Below are 17,083 nucleotides of genomic sequence, written 5' to 3'. Positions count from 1 at the left end.
AATATAACTATTTATTTAAAAGACTCTATCAATTTCAGTAATTCCTTCTTAGTTTCCTCAATACAGTACGGTTTTACATTTTCTTTATTATGTATTCCCATTTTCTCTCGTATCTCTGAATTTTCCTTTAACTTCTTGATTCCTTCTGCAAACCCCTTAACATCTCCTGGTTCATACATATACCCAGATATTCCATTTTCCATCACATCTATCAACCCTCTTATATTCGATGTTACAAGAGGCAGCCCACAATACATTGCTTCCAGCGAAGCCACTGGTAATCCTTCTCGTTTGGAAGGCATCACATATACATCTGCTTGGCTACAAATATCTACTACATCTTTTCGATAACCAAGAAAATGGATATTTTGATTCAACCGTTTCTCTGTCACTAACTTTTTCAAGCTTTCTAACTGATCACCTTTTCCGCAAAGAACATAATGTATTTTACTATCTCTAAGCATAGCAATTGCCTCAATGATTACTCTTTGATTTTTGTTATCATTCAATTCTCCGATAGACAGTACAACAAAATCGTCCTGTTCTAATCCAAGTTCAGCTCTAATATCATTTTTCTTTTCTCCAAGTGTTAATCGCGTAGTATTAATTCCGATTCCATGAATATATTTCACGTCTTTTACTTGAAAACTTTTTGCTCGTGCGTAATCTTCTTGATTTACAGTGCAAATCACATCTGCCTTCGAAGCCATCATTTTTTCTATTGGATAATAAATCATCCAATTCATTTTTGGTGCTCCTGTGTAAAAATGAAATCCGTGTACCATATAAAGGACTTTCGTCCCATTTTTTCTCGCCCTTTTTGCTGCTAATCTTGTGACAACTCCCATAACGGGTTCATTTGTCCAAATAATATCATACTTTCCATCATCAATGATTGTCTTCATCTGATAGAATCCTTTGAAATTATCTAAGGCAACGGGGCTCCGATGAAGCTTTACTAAGTGAATTTCTTTTACACAATCTTCAATCTTATCTCTGACTTCTTTCATGCGTCCACCTACCTCTGAACAGGCAATTTCTACTTCATACCCATTCTCTGATAAGTTTCTAATATGTGGCAACAAAAACTGCACCATCATCAAATCTGTAGATGTAACAAGAATTCTTCTATTCATGGATCGTTTCCTCTATTTTTTTCACTATCGAAGCGCTGTCCATTCCATACTGCTGCCTCAGATAATTCTGATTTCCAACTTTAATAGAATATTCATCATTCAATCCAATTCGGAGCAAATAAGCTTTCTTCTCTTTCATTTCAGCCATGACTTCTGCCACAGCACTCCCAAATCCACCTACAATATTGTGCTCTTCACATGTAACAACTACATCAAATTCTTTCGCACACTCTTTAATTACTTCTGTATCAATCGGCTTCACTGTTGGGAAAGTATATACTGCCGGATCATACCCCTTCTCCACCAACACATTATATGTGGCATTTACTTCTTCAAAAATCGCTCCCGTAGAAAAAATCGCTATCTTCTTTCCATCTCTTACCTTAATTGCCTTTCCTATTTGGAAATTATCAATATGATCATGAATTCGCTTTTCTCCTCCGCGTCCAAGTCGTAAGTATGCTGTCCCCGGATATACAGCTAATGCTTTTGTACATTCTTCCGCTTCCACCAAATCCGCCGGCGCCATAACTACAACATCTGGCAATGCTCTCAAAATCGCTAAGTCTTCTGTTGCCTGATGACTCATTCCAAGTGATCCATATACGAATCCTCCACCAATACAAACTACTTTTACATTTGCATTGTGATATGCACAATCATTTCGAATCTGTTCTAAACATCTTAAAGTCGGAAAATTTCCAATCGAATATGTAAATACTGTTTTTCCTTCTAATGCCATGCCAGCAGCAACTGTTGTCATGTTCTGCTCCGCAATCCCAGCATTTGTAAACTGATCCGGGACGGCTTCCCAATATGGCTTCAATACTCCAAATCCGAGATCGCCTGTAATTAATTCAATATTTTTATCTTCTTTTGCCAACTCAACTAAAGTTTTTACAAATGTATCTCTCATTTCTTTTCTTCTCCCTATACCGTATGTTCTCTTTCACTACTTCCAGATTTTGCCTCTACACGTCGCATTTTCTCTGGATAACTTGTGTTCCATGTATAAGAAAACGTATGATCATTCCCAATGTCATCTCTTTCTGTTGGCTGAACCGGATTCTCAATTCCGTCTGGTGTATATGGATCCTCTACTCCTTCCGGCTTGCATTTATGCAATTCTGCCACCGCGCAATCATATTCCCATCCCTCATGCGGAAAACGATAATGCCATAAAATATCATTTTGCATAAAGGACACACCACATCCCTTGATTGTATTGGCTATGATTACTGTAGGTTTATGAGCTTCTTCCTTGCTAAGTTTTTCTGCCTGTTCAAAAGCAACATTCAATTCTTCGTGGCTATTTCCATCTACTTCAATAACATTCCAACCAAATGCTTTCCACTTTTCACCAAAATTTTCAATTTCAAGTGTATTTTCTTGGAAATCCATGCTCTGCATATGATTGTGATCTACAATAGCCACTAAATTATTTAATCGGAAGTGATTTGCAAACAAGGCAGCCTCCCACACAGATCCTTCATCGCACTCCCCATCTCCCAATACTACATATACTTTATGACTTTTTCCATCCTTCTTCGCGGCATATGCCATTCCAACACCAGCTGATAACCCATGACCAAGCGAACCTGTAGAAAAATCTACTCCGGGCAAATGATGCGAAACATGTCCTGACAAACGGCTTCCATTCTGATAATGAGTTTTCAACTCCTCTACTTCAAAAAAACCATTTTCTGCTAAGGCAGCATAAATAGATGCTCCTGCATGTCCCTTACTTAAAATAAACCGATCTCTGTCCATTTTCTTCGGATTTTTCGGGTCAATGTTCATAACTCCACTATATAAAACTGCAATAATATCTGCCACAGATAAAATTGCCCCAATATGACTACCACCAGATAAATGCGTCATTTCAATTCCATGACGTCTAATTTTCCATGCTAATTGTTCACTATTCATTATTATTTCTCCTACTTATTTCCTCAAAAATCTTTTCTACAATTTCCATATGAGTTTCATCAAATTTTCTTGCAAACATATATGGGCTATTCATAAGTTCATCAAAATCATTCTCTTTTTGTCCCCAAGTATATGGTTTTCCTCGTTTCCAATCAATATACCTCATAGAACCATTCTTTAAATCTCTGGTATCATATAGCGTATCATAATATTTTGAATTATAAATCAATGTTTGTAAAACTAACTCATCACAAGATATTGTATTTTTAAATACAGACTCTATAACCTCTCTATTCTTTATTAAATAATCACAGAATTCTTGTGTAATCGAAAACCATTGCCACCCATCGATAATTTTCCAATTCATGTTTTGAAGTCTATTGATGTTAATAATTTTTTGTACATATTCTAACAGGCGATCCAATCCTTTTAGTAGTTTGCAATTGCGATAACTTCTCATATGGGTGAACAGATGATAAAATTTAACTCGTCTTACAGAATAATAAACTTCATTTGGAACAATACCAATAAAGTTCTTTCCACTTCTTTCAAAAAAATTATAAATTTCTTTTGAAGGTTTTATAGGTAAATCTACTCCGCTTAACAAATGAAAATACGAATATTCACCCGTTTTTCTTGCTGCTTCTAAAAGTTTCAATTCACATTCAACAATACTGTAATCTGCCCAATATATGTCCATAGAATCAATAATTACTAATTTTGATTTTTTTAACACTTCAAACAGATTCTGCGGAATCTTATCCTTGGATTTTTTATCTATATGTAAAAAAATATCATGATTTTCATAATCTAAAAGACATAAAAGCAACCTTAATATTGTCCAATTACTATGTGCCATTATCAAATATGCATGTTTCATTTTTCTATCTCTCATTATATATTTTTTCTAACTCTTTCACTGTATATTGAATACTATACTTTTCAATCTTATCTTTCTGTATATGCGCCACTGGATTTTTCTTAATTTCTTCTAAAATAATATCTGCCCACTCTTCTACTGTTTTATCTAATGAGATTCTAAAGCATCCACCACAATCAATCTGTTCTGTTATATTATCCGAAATAAAGCATTTTAATCCTGCCGCTTGTGCTTCAATTAATACAATCGGTAGCCCTTCATGTATTGAAGTACATCTATTTGGTAAAGAGACCGATCAATATAGTCTAATACATTTAATATGTATTGCTCTCCCCCATGTAAAATTGCAACACACATATAAGACCTTTTTCATCTCTCTATCCTCTCCATCCACTCAAAATTCCAGTAAACTCACTAACATAATACGAATTCTGCATTTGCAAATAATAAAACCCTAAAAATCCTATTGTACACAAACCAAACATTATTTTTGAACTTTCTCTTGTAAAACATTCCTTTAATAAATATGGAAGCAGTATCAGATTGTATATTTCAAAATATATAGGTAACCTTCCCACCAATATTCCACTAGTAAAAACACCTAAAAAATAAATACTCGCACAAATTACTGACATATTGATACAGATATTAATAAAGGCATCTGCTTTTCTTTCAAGAATCTTTCTTCCGAAAAATGCTATTATAGGAGTAACCGCCATAACCAATACACGAATTGGATTTACTCCGTCATCCTGCGCAAATTGCTCTGTGGCTCCACTATAAGCCGTCTCCGCTAAAACATCTTCCATTGTTGCAACAAACGGCTCTAAAAAAACAACGGCCAATAACAACAAAATCAGAAAAATCATTACCTTTTTACCAAAAGGTTTTGCTGTAGCTATAAAATACATAGGTATCATGACTAAAACTGTAAAATGTATGGTTGCAGCTATTAACACAACAATCATAAATGGAATAGTTTTTCGTTTTTCTATCCAATCAGAAAATAAAAATACTATTGTAGCTGCCCAAAACTGTCTCATACCGTTTAACATCCAGAAAAATATAAGTCCTGTCATAAACAGAAATGAACTATAAAAAAAATATTTCGATTTCTTGCGCAAAATTAACATAATAGGTATGCCTGATAAAATAGCAATTGTCATTAACCACATATGATAATCTGTAGATATAAAATGTTTAAATAATATGCTAAAAGTAATGAATCCAGGACTCTTATTTTCAGAAAAATCCCAATACTGTGGAATGGTTGCTAAAGAACTCGGATATGCATTGAAAGAGTTAATATATGCTTTAGTATCAGCAACTCCGCTTCTCATCCCAACCCAAAATATAATATATCCAAACGTTAAAATTGCTAGATACATAGGCACTTTATAGTCTCTTTGTTTCTGTGTAAATCGTTGTGTTTCCCCTTGAGCCTGCATAACGAGTTTATTCCAAATTCCTAGCACAACAATCCAAATAATCATCGAATTGTATATAATCAAAATATTTTCCTCCTAATCACCTACGTATCAGCTTTTCTTTATCTTGATACCTCATCCAATTTCTCAATATCCTCTTTTTCTAATTTCCAACCAATACTTGACACATTATCAATCACCTGGCTTGGTCTTTTTATCCCACATAATACAACCGACTTTGGAATGAAATCAAGAATATATCGAATTGCTACTGCAGCAACCGATTTTTCATATTTAACTGCAATCTCTTTCATTACTTCAACAATTTCAAGATTCTTTGACAACTTTTCTCCGTGGAAATTGACATAAATGTCTCTGCTTCTTCGGTCATTTGTTCCGAAATCTACATTTTCTTTCGTATATTTTCCTGTCAAAATTCCCTGTCCAAGACTTCCCCATGTAAATGGTGTCATCTGAAGTTTTTCGGAAATCTCTAATAGATCTGCTTCATTTTTCCTGCAAGCCAGACTATACTCATCTTGAAAGCTTGCAAACTTCCCTGTAAATGGAATGATTTCTTCCATGTCTTTTTTATGTATATTGGATAATCCATAACTACGGATATATCCCTTTGCTTTCAATTTTTCCAGCGTTTCCACAACATCTTCCAACGCTGTTTTTCCATCTCTATAATGAACTTGATACAAGTCTATGTAATCTGTTCCTAACCTTCTCAAGCTTCCTTCCAAGGCTTTTTCTATCCATTGAGGAGTATTATCATAAAATGTCTTACCATTCTCTATTCTCACCCCAAACTTAGAAGCAATCACTACGTCTTGGCGTTTTCCTTCCAAGGCTTTCCCCAGAGTAATTTCTGACTGTCCTAACCCATAAGTATCTGCTGTATCAAAAAAATTCACTCCACATTCTAGAGCCGTATGCACTGCTCCAATTAGTTCATTTTCCTGAGTATCTCCCCAACCATATCCTCCCATCGGGCAACCACCCATACAAATCCTTGAAACCTTTATATCAGGCTTGTCGCCGAAGGAATTGCGATGACGATCTTCTGGATCTTATACTTTTCTACAGATTCCATAATCTTGTCCGCCCCACCGACAACCGGACATCCGAGAATATATCTTCCCCACTTCTTCGGATCTTTGTCAATCAGACAGCAGACCTTTCTCGTAGCTGCTTTGCTCAGCCGATTCTCCTTGATGATCGCAGCCCCCGCATCACCGGCTCCGATGATCATGACATTCTCCCGCTTCTCCGTCATTCCACAGTTACACTTATTTCTTACAAACCGGAAAAACCGGTAAGAGAACCGCAATCCCACGACCATGAATAAAAAAAGCAAAAAGTATAGCAACAGGTAACTTTTAAACATCTTAAGTCCCATCACTGCCATTCCCAGAACGTGCAGCAGACTGGAAATTGCCACAGCAGCAACGATACAGGATAATTCCGTGATGCTCGCATATTTCCAAAGGCTGGTGTATAGATGAAACATGGAGAATACAGCCAGTGTCACCAAAATATTCAGCGGCATATATCTCCACACAGTATGGATAAACGTCTCTTCTACAGCCTGAAAGTCAAACTCATGCCGAATCCACAGACTGGCAAAAGATGCCACCTGCATAAATAAAATGTCTAACATCACAAGCAGAGCTATCCGGACTGTCAATGCATGTTTTTCTGTTTTTTTCATGTTCCCACTCTTTTCTCATTTGTAATTTCCTATTATAATATATAACATTATATATAGCACATTATTTCACGAGATTCAAGCACCCCTACCCGGTTTTGTTTTGGCATAAAAAAGTTTGTTTTAAATGATTATAATTTAAAAGTATTTTCCTGCTTTTATGGTAAATATTTCTATTCGCATAAACGGTGATTTATCCCCCAATCAAAAAAAGAGATGCCGGTCTTGTTTTTGTCCACCGGCATCTCTTTCTGATTTCGCAAATACATTTCACGAATTCTGATTTATTTTTTGATTTTATTTAACTGAAGATTTAAGACTTTTACGCCCTGCTCCGGAATTTCCTGTCCCATCTGGCCTACCATCTGGATCATTTCTTCTAATGTCTTTCCTCCGAGCATCTTTAACATTCCTTTGTTTAATTTCATGCCAGACATTGCAGATAAAGCTCCGCTGAGAATTGCAGCCGCCTCATCATTTTCAATGATATCTGTAATCTTGTCGCGGATAGAGAAATATCCTTCCGGGAATACCATCTCGCCTGCGTTTGCTGCTTCTGCTGCCGCCTGATCAAACCAGTTGGCTGCTCCTTCCATTCCTTCCTCATCTTCATTCTTCGGAAGTGTGTAGATCTCCGGTTTTTCTGCTACTTTTTCAAGTGCGAGAGAATCTGTGCAGTCGTTGTATCTTGCAGTGATCTGTGTAAATCCTTCGTGAAGCGGAACTCCTTCAAATACAAAAATCTTCTCTCCGCTCTGCTCTGCAAATAATTCTCCATCTACATAAAGCTGTACTGCCGGCTGGTTCGAGTATACTTTTACCGTTGTAGTCTCCCCGGCTCTCTGTGCGTATCTGCGACCGCAAACGTATACAAATGGTTCGCTGCTCCAGTATGCTTTGTATAAGTAGAATGCTTCCTTTTTGATCTTTCTGTCGATAGTAACAAGACCTTTGTTATTTCTTCCTGCCACTCCACCTTCATCTCTGGCTGCACAACCGAAGTCGAACATGTTCCATACATGGCTGCTCCAGATATAGTCGCGCTCCATCAACATTTTCACCATGAATTCATGGTACTCTGCCTGATATGCCTCGGAGTAATCTCTGCACTTCGGCTCATCCGGCTGATAAGTAATGATTCCTTCTGCACCATACTCAGAAAGTCCGATGCAGCGATCCGGATATTTCTTATGATAATCGTCAAACCATACGGAATTCTGCTCATATTTTCCGCCGTACCATCCGAAATAGTGATTATAGCTTTCTACATCTGTCACACTGTGAAGATCACTGTCCTGGGAGAGCAATGTCACATGTGCCATCGTTGTCAGTCTGGTCGGATCCAGCTCTTTGACAAGGGCATTGAGATCTCTGTGGTTGTCCACAAGCCCTGGTTTCTCACCGTGGATCGTAATCTCATTTGAGATTCCCCAGAAGCAGATACATGCATGATTGTAGTTCTGATAGATCAGATCTTTCATCTGCTGACGGCAGTTTTCATGTGCCGCCGGATCATCGCTCTGGCTGCTGATGTACGGGATTTCTGCCCATACGACAAATCCATACTCATCACATACATCATAGAAATCCTGACTGTGCTGATAGTGTGCAAGACGGATCGTATTTGCTCCAACTTCCCGAATCAGATCAGCATCAAGACGGTGATCTTCTTTTGTCAGTGCATTTCCCTGATACAGCTTATCCTGATGTCTGGAAACTCCACGCAGTTTCATCGGTTTTCCATTTAAGAAAAATCCTTTTTCTTTGTCGACATAAAATTCACGGATACCAAAACGTACAGTAACCTCATCAACCGTTTCATTGCGGCGTACCAGTTCTGCTGTACATGTGTAAAGATATGGATCTTCCACACCCTGCCACAGATGTGCATCCGGAAGGAACTGAACGACTGATGGCTGCTCTGCCGGTCTCCAGCTTTCTGCTACAACGTTTCCGTCTGCATCTTTGATCTGGTATCTGACAGTATAATTTTCGTCTGCATTCTTCACCCAGGATTCCAGCTTGATCTCTGCATCTTTTCCTTTGATAACCGGAGTTACTTTCAATCCCGGAGCCCCATAAAAATCCAGATCAAAATGAACTTCCGGCACAAGGATCAGATTGACACCGCGATACAATCCGCCATAGAATGTGAAGTCTGCAACCTGTGGATAGATGTGGCTCTTCTCGCCATTGTCCACTTCGATCACAAGAAGATTTTCTCCCTGCGCGTGCAAGGCTTCTGTCACATCCGCACGGAAGGTAGAGAATCCGCCTTCATGATATGCCACTTCCTGTCCATTTACATACACGCGTCCGGACAATGCTGCTGCCAGCACTTCTACATAGACACGGTATCCATCCATACACTCCGGTGTCTCAAATCTTTTTGCATACCAGCACGCTCCGCGGTAGTATTCTCCTCTTCCGTCCTGGCCATCCACAGCGTTCCATGTGTGAGGCAGATCTACTTTTGCCCAGTCACAAGGAAGTTCCTGCGGAAGTCCGACATTTTCTTTTTGAAAATACCAGTTTTTATTTAATTCTATTACAGTTCTCATGATATCTTCTCCTTTTCCTATCAATTTGTTTTATCATAGCATATCTGATTTTTCCGTTCAATCAACAATCATGGACATTCCGTTTTGAAACCGACACTTTCCCTATATCTGTTGTTTTTCTTCTATTTTTCTTTGTCGTTTTCCTTTCTTTGTGTTATGATTTACAAATAAACCATTTTTGAATGTTTAGAAAGGTGTTTTTATGCAACAGGAAAAATTACATCGGAAGAGAGCTTACTCCCAAAAAGTACTAAAGGAAGCTCTGCTCAAATTACTGATCGACCAGCCGCTCTCCAAGATTACCGTACAGAAGCTCTGTGAGACTGCCGACGTCAACCGCACTACATTTTATTCGAACTTTGAAGATATCTTTGCATTGTATCGGCAGGTCCAGGACGATTTTCTCGAACAGATGGCACTGTTTACCCAACAGCAGAAACCTTATGCGGACAACCGTGCACTGATCTGTGATATCTTTCGTTTTCTCTATGAAAACATGGACTCCTGCCGTGTACTGATCCTTCATTCGGAAGATGCATTTCTCGAGCGTCTGTTCGCACTGCAATACGATGTCAGTCGCACTTTGATGCAAGAAAGCTGCGATGCATTTGATCCGGACTCTTTTGATTATCTCTATACGTTCCGCGTCTGCGGAATCATTGGAATCATCCGGAAATGGTTCCACGATGGGCTAAAGATTCCTTATGAACAGATTGCTGACTATGCGATCCAATCTTCGGATGCACTCCTCTACTCATGGAAGGAGGCTCATAGAAGTAATGACTAACTTTCACAAACGAATACTCCGAACAGGAATTGTGCTTCTTGTCTTCCTGCTGCTCCTGTTTTTCTCTTTTGAGCAGCAGAAAAAGCAATCTTCGGGAACGGATGAAACTGCAAAAGCTCCTATTTCTGACACTGCTTTTAAACTGAATACCGTTGTCACTGTAACGCTCTATGACTCTACAGATGAGAACCTGCTTGCAGAAGCGATCGATCTCTGCGACAAATACGAAAATCTGTTCAGCCGCACACTCCCGACAAGCGAGCTCTACCAGCTCAATCATGGTCTTCTTCCACAGGAAGACGGTTTTTTCTGTATCTCACCGGAGATGACAGAACTGCTCACTACCGCTCTCTCCTACTGTGAGAAATCGGGCGGAGCCTTCGACATCACCATTGGTCCGGTCTCTGCTCTGTGGGATTTTACTTCTGAAGAAAAGGTGGTGCCGTCGGATGCCGAGATCTCTGCTGCACTTCCGCTGGTAGATTATCGAAAGGTCATTGTAAAAGAAAACCGTGTCCGGTTTTTGCAGGAGGGAATGCAGCTTGACCTGGGAGCGATCGCCAAAGGCTACATCGCTGACAAAATAAAAGAATTTCTGTTAGAGCATGGGGTAAAAAGCGCCGTGATCAACCTTGGTGGAAACGTCCTCTGTGTCGGAGAAAAGCCGGATGGAGATGCTTTCGGAATCGGAATCCAGAAGCCTTTTGCAAAACGAAGCGAGACCGTGTCGACAATCCAGGTGCGGGACAAATCCATTGTCTCCTCCGGGATCTACGAGCGTTCTTTTGAAAAAGACGGCAAGTTCTACCATCACTTGTTAAATCCAAAAACGGGATACCCTTATGACAACTCACTTGTGTCCGTCACAATCCTGTCCGAAAAATCCGTAGATGGAGATGGACTCAGCACTGCCTGCTTTTCCCTTGGTCTCGAAGAAGGTATGAAATTCATCGAAGATCTTCCGGATACGGAGGCCGTATTTATTACAGAAGATTACAAACTCCATTACAGCAGCGGTTTTCCACGATCGTAAAATCATAACAAAAGAGAATCGCCCACAGAAGATCCGTACATGATTGATCTTCTGTGGGCGATTCTCTTATTCTTTTTACATCTGTTCCAGCAAATTACAAATACGCTCCGCAGCATCTGCCGGTACAGTATTTTGTTGATTTTCGATCATCCTTCCTGCCGGTCTTGTATTTTTCATCAGTTTCCGCCCCGAAAGCAACTGATCTTCGATCATACGGGGAGCAAGACACATGCCATGTTTCCGGAAAAATATGCGGTTTCTTGTCTCACACCCCGGAATCGGTGTCAGATGGATCAACGGTATTCCGATCACAGCCGCTTCGGTGGAGGAAAGTCCTCCCGGCTTCGAATAGAGAACGTCACATGCCCGCATATAGGTTGCCATCTGGTCAGTACTTCCTATAATAGAAATATTTTTATAACCGGCATAGCGCTTGCGAAGCTTCTTCTCCAGCTTCTTGTTCCTTCCACAGATCACCACCGCCTGCTCCACCTCTTCCAGCGCTTCTCGCATCAAATCCAGCAACTGTTGGATTTTCCCGGCACCGATGCTTCCTCCTGCTACGAGATAGTAGATGCCGTCCTCGCTCATCCCAAGCTTCTCTCGCGCCTGCTGCTTTGTTTCCTTGGAACAAAATGTCTCATCTACCGGAATGCCAAATGCGCGAAGCTTCTGTTTCTTTACCCCTTTTCGGACGAATTCCAGTTCTAACTCCTCATGGGGGATCACATAATAATCACACTCTGTCTCCCCGGTAAAAGGAATACAGGTGTAGTCCGTCGCCACATAGACCGACTTCGGACAATTCCACCCTTTTCTTTTTAAGTAGGAGATCATCTCCGCAGGGTACAGATGCGGCATCACAATGGCATCGTAAGACTTCTGTTCCAGATACTTTGCCAGATGCCTTGCCACAAGGCTGTTTGCATAATAAACCGGAGATCTGCCGGGCAGTCTGCTTACAAATGCCCCGAGCTTATACAGCATCCCAAATGCCCGCGGATGCTTCTGGACCAATTTTACATAAGCTCCACCTACCGCTCCTGCAACGCGCTTTCCGGACAGTTCAAATGGATTTAAAAAGACCGCCTGATGTCCTCTCCGGATCAGTTCTTTCTGGATGGATCTGGCAGCAGAATTATGTCCTCCACCGGTATCACAAGATAAAATCAGTACATTCATAATAGTTTCACCTTAATTTCCTCTCTTTCTTCCCGGCAAAGCATCAGCTTGCCAAGTACCAGCGCAGAGATCAGAATCATTCCCAGGCTGACGTAAGAATTTTTTCCAAAAAACAATACGAGAATCGTCGCAAAAAGATACGTCGCAAATGTCTTATGATAATTTGGCGTGATCACAATCACAAAGGAGAATAAGAGAAAACAGCATGCCAGCAGCAGCACTGGTTTCATATATGGATAGAGTCCGAGCAGCACCCCGAAAGAAACTGCAATCCCTTTTCCTCCACGAAAACGATGAAATACCGGGAAGATATGTCCGGCAACCGGTGCTGCCAGCACAAACGTAATCCAGATATCTGCCCCAGGCAGTCCATGCATGTAAGCATACACCGGCAAAATTCCTTTTAAAAGATCGCACAACAACGTGCAGATGCCACACCATATTCCTCCATTTAGAAATGCATTTGTCGTTCCGGGATTCCCGTCAATCGTATCTTCCGTCACATCTTTCTGGCAGAATAGCTTCCCAAACACCTTTGCATATAACACACTCCCGGAAACATACCCGATCATCGTATAAAATATTCCCCGTCCCATTGTCCACCTCGTTGTATAAATCTTTCCCATTTACTCCTTTGCATCTGTTTCCACATTCTTTTTACAGATCTGTATCTACGCCTCTTCGTCCAGTATCTTCTGAATCGTATTTTTCACCAGTTCAAAGGCAATCGGATTCATACCGCTGTTGATCACGATATCTGCAGTACTCCTTGTCGGTTCTACATAGAGATAATGCATCGGTTTGACAGTTGTAAGATACTGCTCCACAACGCCTTCCATATCGCGCCCACGCTCTTTGACATCACGAATAATCCTGCGGAGAATTCTCTCATCTGCATCGGCCTCTACATACACCTTGATATCCATCAGATCTCTCAGCCGTTCGTCTGCCAGGACAAGGATTCCTTCTAATAAAATTACTTTCTTTGGCTCTACAGTCACAACTTCGCTTGACCTTGTGTGAAGTGTGTAGTCATAGGTCGGACACTGTATCGTCTTTCCTTCTTTTAACTCCTGCAGCTGTCTGACAAGCAGCTCTGTCTCCATCGCATCCGGATGGTCATAATTCGTCTTACGGCGCTCTTCCAGCGGAATATCACTTTGATCCCGGTAATAGTTATCATGGTAGAGCACTGCCACATCGTCTTTAAATTCTTTTTTTAACTTTCTTGTGAAGGTGGACTTTCCAGATCCGGTCCCACCTGCAATTCCAATAATGATCGTCTTCATCTCTTTTACCTATATCCTATTTTTCTTATTTGCAACCTTGGCGCTTTTATTATACAATTCACAGGAAATACCGTCAATCCTTTCCCCTCTGCTTTTTATTCCCGCTTCTCTGCAATCTCAGAATCAAACACTCCTCCAAGAAGCTCTGCAACCTCCTGCATCCGTTCTTCTTCCATGCCAGAATAGTTGAGTACCAGCACATGTTCGTACCGCTTCTGCTCTTCGATACAAAACTCCGACAGACAGCAAAGATGAATTCCCCTTTCTTGTGCCCGCCGCTTCACTTCCGCATCGGGAAGCTCTGTATGAAGTTTTACGAGCAGATGCGTGCCCGTCTCCATTCCGACAATTTCTTCCACCGGAATAGTCGGTGTGCATTCAATTGCATGCTTCAACTTTTCTCCCTGACTTAGATAATACTTACGCAGCCGGTTCAGATGGCGGTCAAAATACCCATCACGCAAAAATCTTGCCAGTGTATGCTGTTCCAGATTCGACGAAGTATTCGAAAAAAAGTTTGCCGAGTTCACATAACGTTCCAGAAGCTTTGGCGGCAGCACCATATAGCTGATCCGAATCCCGGGACTTAATGTCTTACTGAACGTATTCATATAAATAACACGCCCGCTTGTATCCAGACCGAAAAGCGCTGGAATCGAATGCCCGTTATAGCGGAACTCGCAGTCGTAATCATCTTCTATAATGTAATGTTCTTCCGATTCCTCCAGCCACTTCAGCAATTCCTGCCTGCGTCTTGCAGACATCACCGTCCCAAGCGGATAATGGTGTTCGGGCGAGGTATGGACAACTGTTGCCTGGCTGCTTCGCAGACTTCCCATATGAATTCCGTTTTCCGCCATAGCCGTCCAAGTCCACTTCACTCCGAGTTCTTCATAGATCAGCCGGATTTTTCTGTATCCGGGATTTTCCACCGCATACACTGCATGTTCCGGAAGCAGCCCGATCAATTTTGAATACAAATACTCAATCCCGGTTCCGATCACAATACAGTCCGGGGATACTACCATGCTTCGGTTGTGATACAAATATTTTGCAATCTCATACCGAAGTTCCGGGCTTCCGAGAAATTCTCCACGCATGATCAAATGCAGATTGTAGTCCCCAAGCACCTGTCGCATGACTTTCGTCCACATCGAAAATGGAAATTTCTCGTATACTGTTGTATTTGAGGCAAAGTCTGCCACCCATTTTTCTTCTTTTTCCGGAGTCGGATCGGGGATTGTAATCTTCTGGTACCTTAAAGGTGAATCAAAATCAGATACCACATAATATCCACTCCGCTCCCTCGACTGCAGGTATCCTTCCATCTGCAGCTGTTCATACGCATTGATCACGGTCCGCACACTGATTCCATTTTCCTTTGCAAGTTGTCTTTTCGACGGCATTTTTTCGCCCTCTGCAAGTTTTCCGTTCAAAATATCTTCCTTCAGACATTGATACAAATATTCATATTTCGACTTTCCGTCTCTCTGTTCCAAATCATAAATAAGCAAAATCTGGTCTCCTATAAAAACATTTTTTTGGTTATTTCAAGGTATCAGTTTCTATTGTAGACTAAGGGCAGACAAAAGTAAAGCGCTGGTGACAGCAATTGATTTTGAATTGAATTTTGGAGGTAATTTTTATGAACAATCAAAAACATACATTAAAAGAACATTATGGATTATTTATCGGAGGACAATGGAGAGACGCTTCAGACAAAGCCGTCTATACAAGTACCAATCCGGCAAACGGAGAAATTCTTGCACAGTGTGCACAGGCAACAAAAGAAGATGTGGATGCTGCTGTGGCGGCAGCGTGGAAAGCTTTCCCAGAGTGGAAGACACAGACAAAAGAGGCGCGCGCACTTATCTTAGAAAAAATCGCAGACCGCATTGAAGAAAATAAAGAATGGCTGGCACAGGTAGAAACGATGGACAACGGAAAACCGATCCGTGAAACTTCCACGATCGATATTCCTTATTCCATCCGCCATTTCCGTTACTACGCAAGTTTGATCCGCACAGACGAAGGAACTGCCTCTGTTTTAGACGGCAATATGATGAGCCTTGTGCTCCGCGAGCCAATCGGTGTCGTCGGACAGATCGTGCCGTGGAATTTCCCATTCCTGATGGCAGCATGGAAGCTCGCTCCTGCAATCGCAGCCGGCGACTGTATCGTATTTAAACCTTCTTCTGAGACATCGTTAAGTATGCTTGTATTTACAGAATTGATCCAGGATCTGCTCCCGGCAGGTGTACTAAACCTTATCACTGGTTCTGGTTCAAAATCAGGTCAGTACCTTCTCGAGCATCCGGGACTTAGCAAGCTTGCTTTCACCGGATCCACAGAGATTGGAAGGGACATTGCTGTTGCCGCTGCCGAAAGACTCATCCCGGCCACACTGGAACTGGGCGGAAAAAGTGCTAACATCATCTTTGACGACTGTAACTGGGATGCAGCTATCGATGGCGTACAGCTTGGTATTCTCTTTAATCAGGGACAGGTATGCTGTGCCGGATCCCGCGTTTTCGTACACGAATCGATTTACGACCGGTTTGTCTCAGAACTTGTGACTGCATTCCAGAAAGTAACTATCGGCGATCCGCTGGATCCTGAGACACAGATGGGATCTCAGATCAGTAAGCGACAGGCGGAGAAAATCTTATCCTGCATCGAATCTGCGAAACAAGAAGGGGCAACCATCGCATGTGGCGGTCACTCTTATACCGAACATGGATGTGAGAAAGGAAACTTTATCCAGCCGACATTGATCACAGACGTTACCAATGATATGCGTGTTGCACAGGAAGAAATCTTCGGACCAGTAGCTGTCGTGATTAAATTTCAGACAGAAGAAGAAGTCATTGCCCTTGCAAATGATTCTGACTATGGTCTTGGCGGAGCTGTCTGGACAAAAGATATCCACCGTGCCCTGCGCGTCGCAAGAAGTATTGAAACTGGCCGTATGTGGATCAACACATACAATCAGATTCCGGAAGGCGCTCCATTTGGAGGCTACAAACAATCCGGCATCGGCCGCGAGAATGACAAGGCAATTCTCGATGCTTACAGCCAGCAAAAGAATATTATGATCAATCTAAACGACAGCCCAAGCGGATTTTATCCGGCATAATATGGGGAT

At 41.2% G+C, this 17,083-nt stretch carries 15 protein-coding genes; 3 read left to right on the top strand and 12 right to left on the bottom strand.

What is annotated here, in order from left to right; all coding sequences use genetic code 11:
• Positions 1 to 11: 11 nt before the first annotated feature.
• The 8 genes from ACGG81_RS06490 to ACGG81_RS06455 all read right to left on the bottom strand — a co-directional run bounded on the left by ACGG81_RS06490 (position 12) and on the right by ACGG81_RS06455 (position 9,647).
• Positions 12 to 1,136, bottom strand: coding sequence for a glycosyltransferase family 4 protein (locus ACGG81_RS06490; protein WP_390110212.1), 1,125 nt, complete (start codon positions 1,134 to 1,136; stop codon positions 12 to 14).
• On the bottom strand, positions 1,129 to 2,052 hold the full coding sequence (locus ACGG81_RS06485; protein ID WP_390110209.1) for a transketolase family protein: 924 nt from the start codon (positions 2,050 to 2,052) through the stop codon (positions 1,129 to 1,131). The genes ACGG81_RS06490 and ACGG81_RS06485 overlap by 8 nt, the downstream gene beginning before the upstream one ends.
• Positions 2,053 to 2,066: 14 nt before the next feature.
• A complete protein-coding gene (locus tag ACGG81_RS06480; protein WP_390110206.1) occupies positions 2,067 to 3,065 on the bottom strand; it encodes a transketolase in 999 nt (332 codons plus the stop codon).
• Complete coding sequence (locus tag ACGG81_RS06475) at positions 3,058 to 3,960, bottom strand: beta-1,6-N-acetylglucosaminyltransferase (RefSeq protein WP_390110203.1); 903 nt, start codon at positions 3,958 to 3,960, stop codon at positions 3,058 to 3,060. The genes ACGG81_RS06480 and ACGG81_RS06475 overlap by 8 nt, the downstream gene beginning before the upstream one ends.
• Before the next feature lie 362 nt (positions 3,961 to 4,322).
• Entirely contained in the window at positions 4,323 to 5,456 is a 1,134-nt protein-coding gene (locus tag ACGG81_RS06470; RefSeq protein ID WP_390110200.1) for an EpsG family protein, read from the bottom strand.
• 38 nt (positions 5,457 to 5,494) lie between these two features.
• Complete coding sequence (locus ACGG81_RS06465; RefSeq protein WP_390110197.1) at positions 5,495 to 6,382, bottom strand: aldo/keto reductase; 888 nt, start codon at positions 6,380 to 6,382, stop codon at positions 5,495 to 5,497.
• Between the two features lie 17 nt (positions 6,383 to 6,399).
• Positions 6,400 to 7,089: a nucleoside-diphosphate sugar epimerase/dehydratase gene (locus tag ACGG81_RS06460; protein WP_390110194.1), complete on the bottom strand. Its 690-nt coding sequence runs from the start codon at positions 7,087 to 7,089 to the stop codon at positions 6,400 to 6,402.
• Between the two features lie 281 nt (positions 7,090 to 7,370).
• Positions 7,371 to 9,647, bottom strand: coding sequence for a glycoside hydrolase family 2 protein (locus ACGG81_RS06455; RefSeq protein ID WP_390110191.1), 2,277 nt, complete (start codon positions 9,645 to 9,647; stop codon positions 7,371 to 7,373).
• Positions 9,648 to 9,849: 202 nt separating this feature from the next.
• Here ACGG81_RS06455 and ACGG81_RS06450 point away from each other — a divergent pair, with 202 nt between their 5' ends.
• Entirely contained in the window at positions 9,850 to 10,434 is a 585-nt protein-coding gene (locus ACGG81_RS06450; protein ID WP_009261679.1) for a TetR/AcrR family transcriptional regulator, read from the top strand.
• On the top strand, positions 10,427 to 11,467 hold the full coding sequence (locus ACGG81_RS06445) for an FAD:protein FMN transferase (protein WP_390110188.1): 1,041 nt from the start codon (positions 10,427 to 10,429) through the stop codon (positions 11,465 to 11,467). Before ACGG81_RS06450 ends, ACGG81_RS06445 begins: the two co-directional genes overlap by 8 nt.
• Before the next feature lie 75 nt (positions 11,468 to 11,542).
• Here ACGG81_RS06445 and ACGG81_RS06440 read toward each other — a convergent pair whose 3' ends face one another.
• From ACGG81_RS06440 to ACGG81_RS06425, 4 genes are all read right to left on the bottom strand, one after another.
• Positions 11,543 to 12,649 (bottom strand): MGDG synthase family glycosyltransferase, encoded by a 1,107-nt coding sequence (locus tag ACGG81_RS06440; protein ID WP_270602740.1) that lies wholly within the window; start codon positions 12,647 to 12,649, stop codon positions 11,543 to 11,545.
• Positions 12,646 to 13,275 carry a glycerol-3-phosphate acyltransferase gene (locus ACGG81_RS06435; RefSeq protein ID WP_242990178.1) on the bottom strand — a complete coding sequence of 210 codons (630 nt, stop codon included), beginning with the start codon at positions 13,273 to 13,275 and terminating at the stop codon, positions 12,646 to 12,648. Before ACGG81_RS06435 ends, ACGG81_RS06440 begins: the two co-directional genes overlap by 4 nt.
• A 45-nt stretch (positions 13,276 to 13,320) precedes the next feature.
• Positions 13,321 to 13,938 (bottom strand): uridine kinase, encoded by a 618-nt coding sequence (gene udk, locus ACGG81_RS06430; protein ID WP_009261675.1) that lies wholly within the window; start codon positions 13,936 to 13,938, stop codon positions 13,321 to 13,323.
• Between the two features lie 95 nt (positions 13,939 to 14,033).
• Complete coding sequence (locus tag ACGG81_RS06425) at positions 14,034 to 15,452, bottom strand: PLP-dependent aminotransferase family protein (protein WP_008975908.1); 1,419 nt, start codon at positions 15,450 to 15,452, stop codon at positions 14,034 to 14,036.
• 131 nt (positions 15,453 to 15,583) lie between these two features.
• On the opposite strand from ACGG81_RS06425, the gene ACGG81_RS06420 reads away from it, so the two are divergent.
• Complete coding sequence (locus tag ACGG81_RS06420) at positions 15,584 to 17,074, top strand: aldehyde dehydrogenase family protein (RefSeq protein ID WP_008975909.1); 1,491 nt, start codon at positions 15,584 to 15,586, stop codon at positions 17,072 to 17,074.
• Positions 17,075 to 17,083 lie beyond the last annotated feature (9 nt).

The organism is Faecalimonas umbilicata (assembly GCF_042846195.1).
Taxonomy (GTDB): Bacteria; Bacillota; Clostridia; order Lachnospirales; family Lachnospiraceae; genus Faecalimonas; species Faecalimonas umbilicata.
The sequence above is the reverse complement of the archived record's forward strand: the minus strand, read 5'-3'. Positions and strand labels throughout refer to the sequence as shown.

Excerpts from the sequence above, each read along its gene's own strand:
- ACGG81_RS06450 (WP_009261679.1), top strand. The coding sequence starts at position 9,850 with ATGCAACAGGAAAAATTACATCGGAAGAGAGCTTACTCCCAAAAAGTA.
- ACGG81_RS06485 (WP_390110209.1), bottom strand. The coding sequence starts at position 2,052 with ATGAGAGATACATTTGTAAAAACTTTAGTTGAGTTGGCAAAAGAAGAT.
- ACGG81_RS06465 (WP_390110197.1), bottom strand. The coding sequence starts at position 6,382 with ATGGGTGGTTGCCCGATGGGAGGATATGGTTGGGGAGATACTCAGGAA.
- ACGG81_RS06475 (WP_390110203.1), bottom strand. The coding sequence starts at position 3,960 with ATGAGAGATAGAAAAATGAAACATGCATATTTGATAATGGCACATAGT.
- ACGG81_RS06435 (WP_242990178.1), bottom strand. The coding sequence starts at position 13,275 with ATGGGAAAGATTTATACAACGAGGTGGACAATGGGACGGGGAATATTT.
- udk (WP_009261675.1), bottom strand. The coding sequence starts at position 13,938 with ATGAAGACGATCATTATTGGAATTGCAGGTGGGACCGGATCTGGAAAG.
- ACGG81_RS06445 (WP_390110188.1), top strand. The coding sequence starts at position 10,427 with ATGACTAACTTTCACAAACGAATACTCCGAACAGGAATTGTGCTTCTT.
- ACGG81_RS06440 (WP_270602740.1), bottom strand. The coding sequence starts at position 12,649 with ATGAATGTACTGATTTTATCTTGTGATACCGGTGGAGGACATAATTCT.
- ACGG81_RS06480 (WP_390110206.1), bottom strand. The coding sequence starts at position 3,065 with ATGAATAGTGAACAATTAGCATGGAAAATTAGACGTCATGGAATTGAA.
- ACGG81_RS06455 (WP_390110191.1), bottom strand. The coding sequence starts at position 9,647 with ATGAGAACTGTAATAGAATTAAATAAAAACTGGTATTTTCAAAAAGAA.
- ACGG81_RS06490 (WP_390110212.1), bottom strand. The coding sequence starts at position 1,136 with ATGAATAGAAGAATTCTTGTTACATCTACAGATTTGATGATGGTGCAG.
- ACGG81_RS06420 (WP_008975909.1), top strand. The coding sequence starts at position 15,584 with ATGAACAATCAAAAACATACATTAAAAGAACATTATGGATTATTTATC.
- ACGG81_RS06460 (WP_390110194.1), bottom strand. The coding sequence starts at position 7,089 with ATGAAAAAAACAGAAAAACATGCATTGACAGTCCGGATAGCTCTGCTT.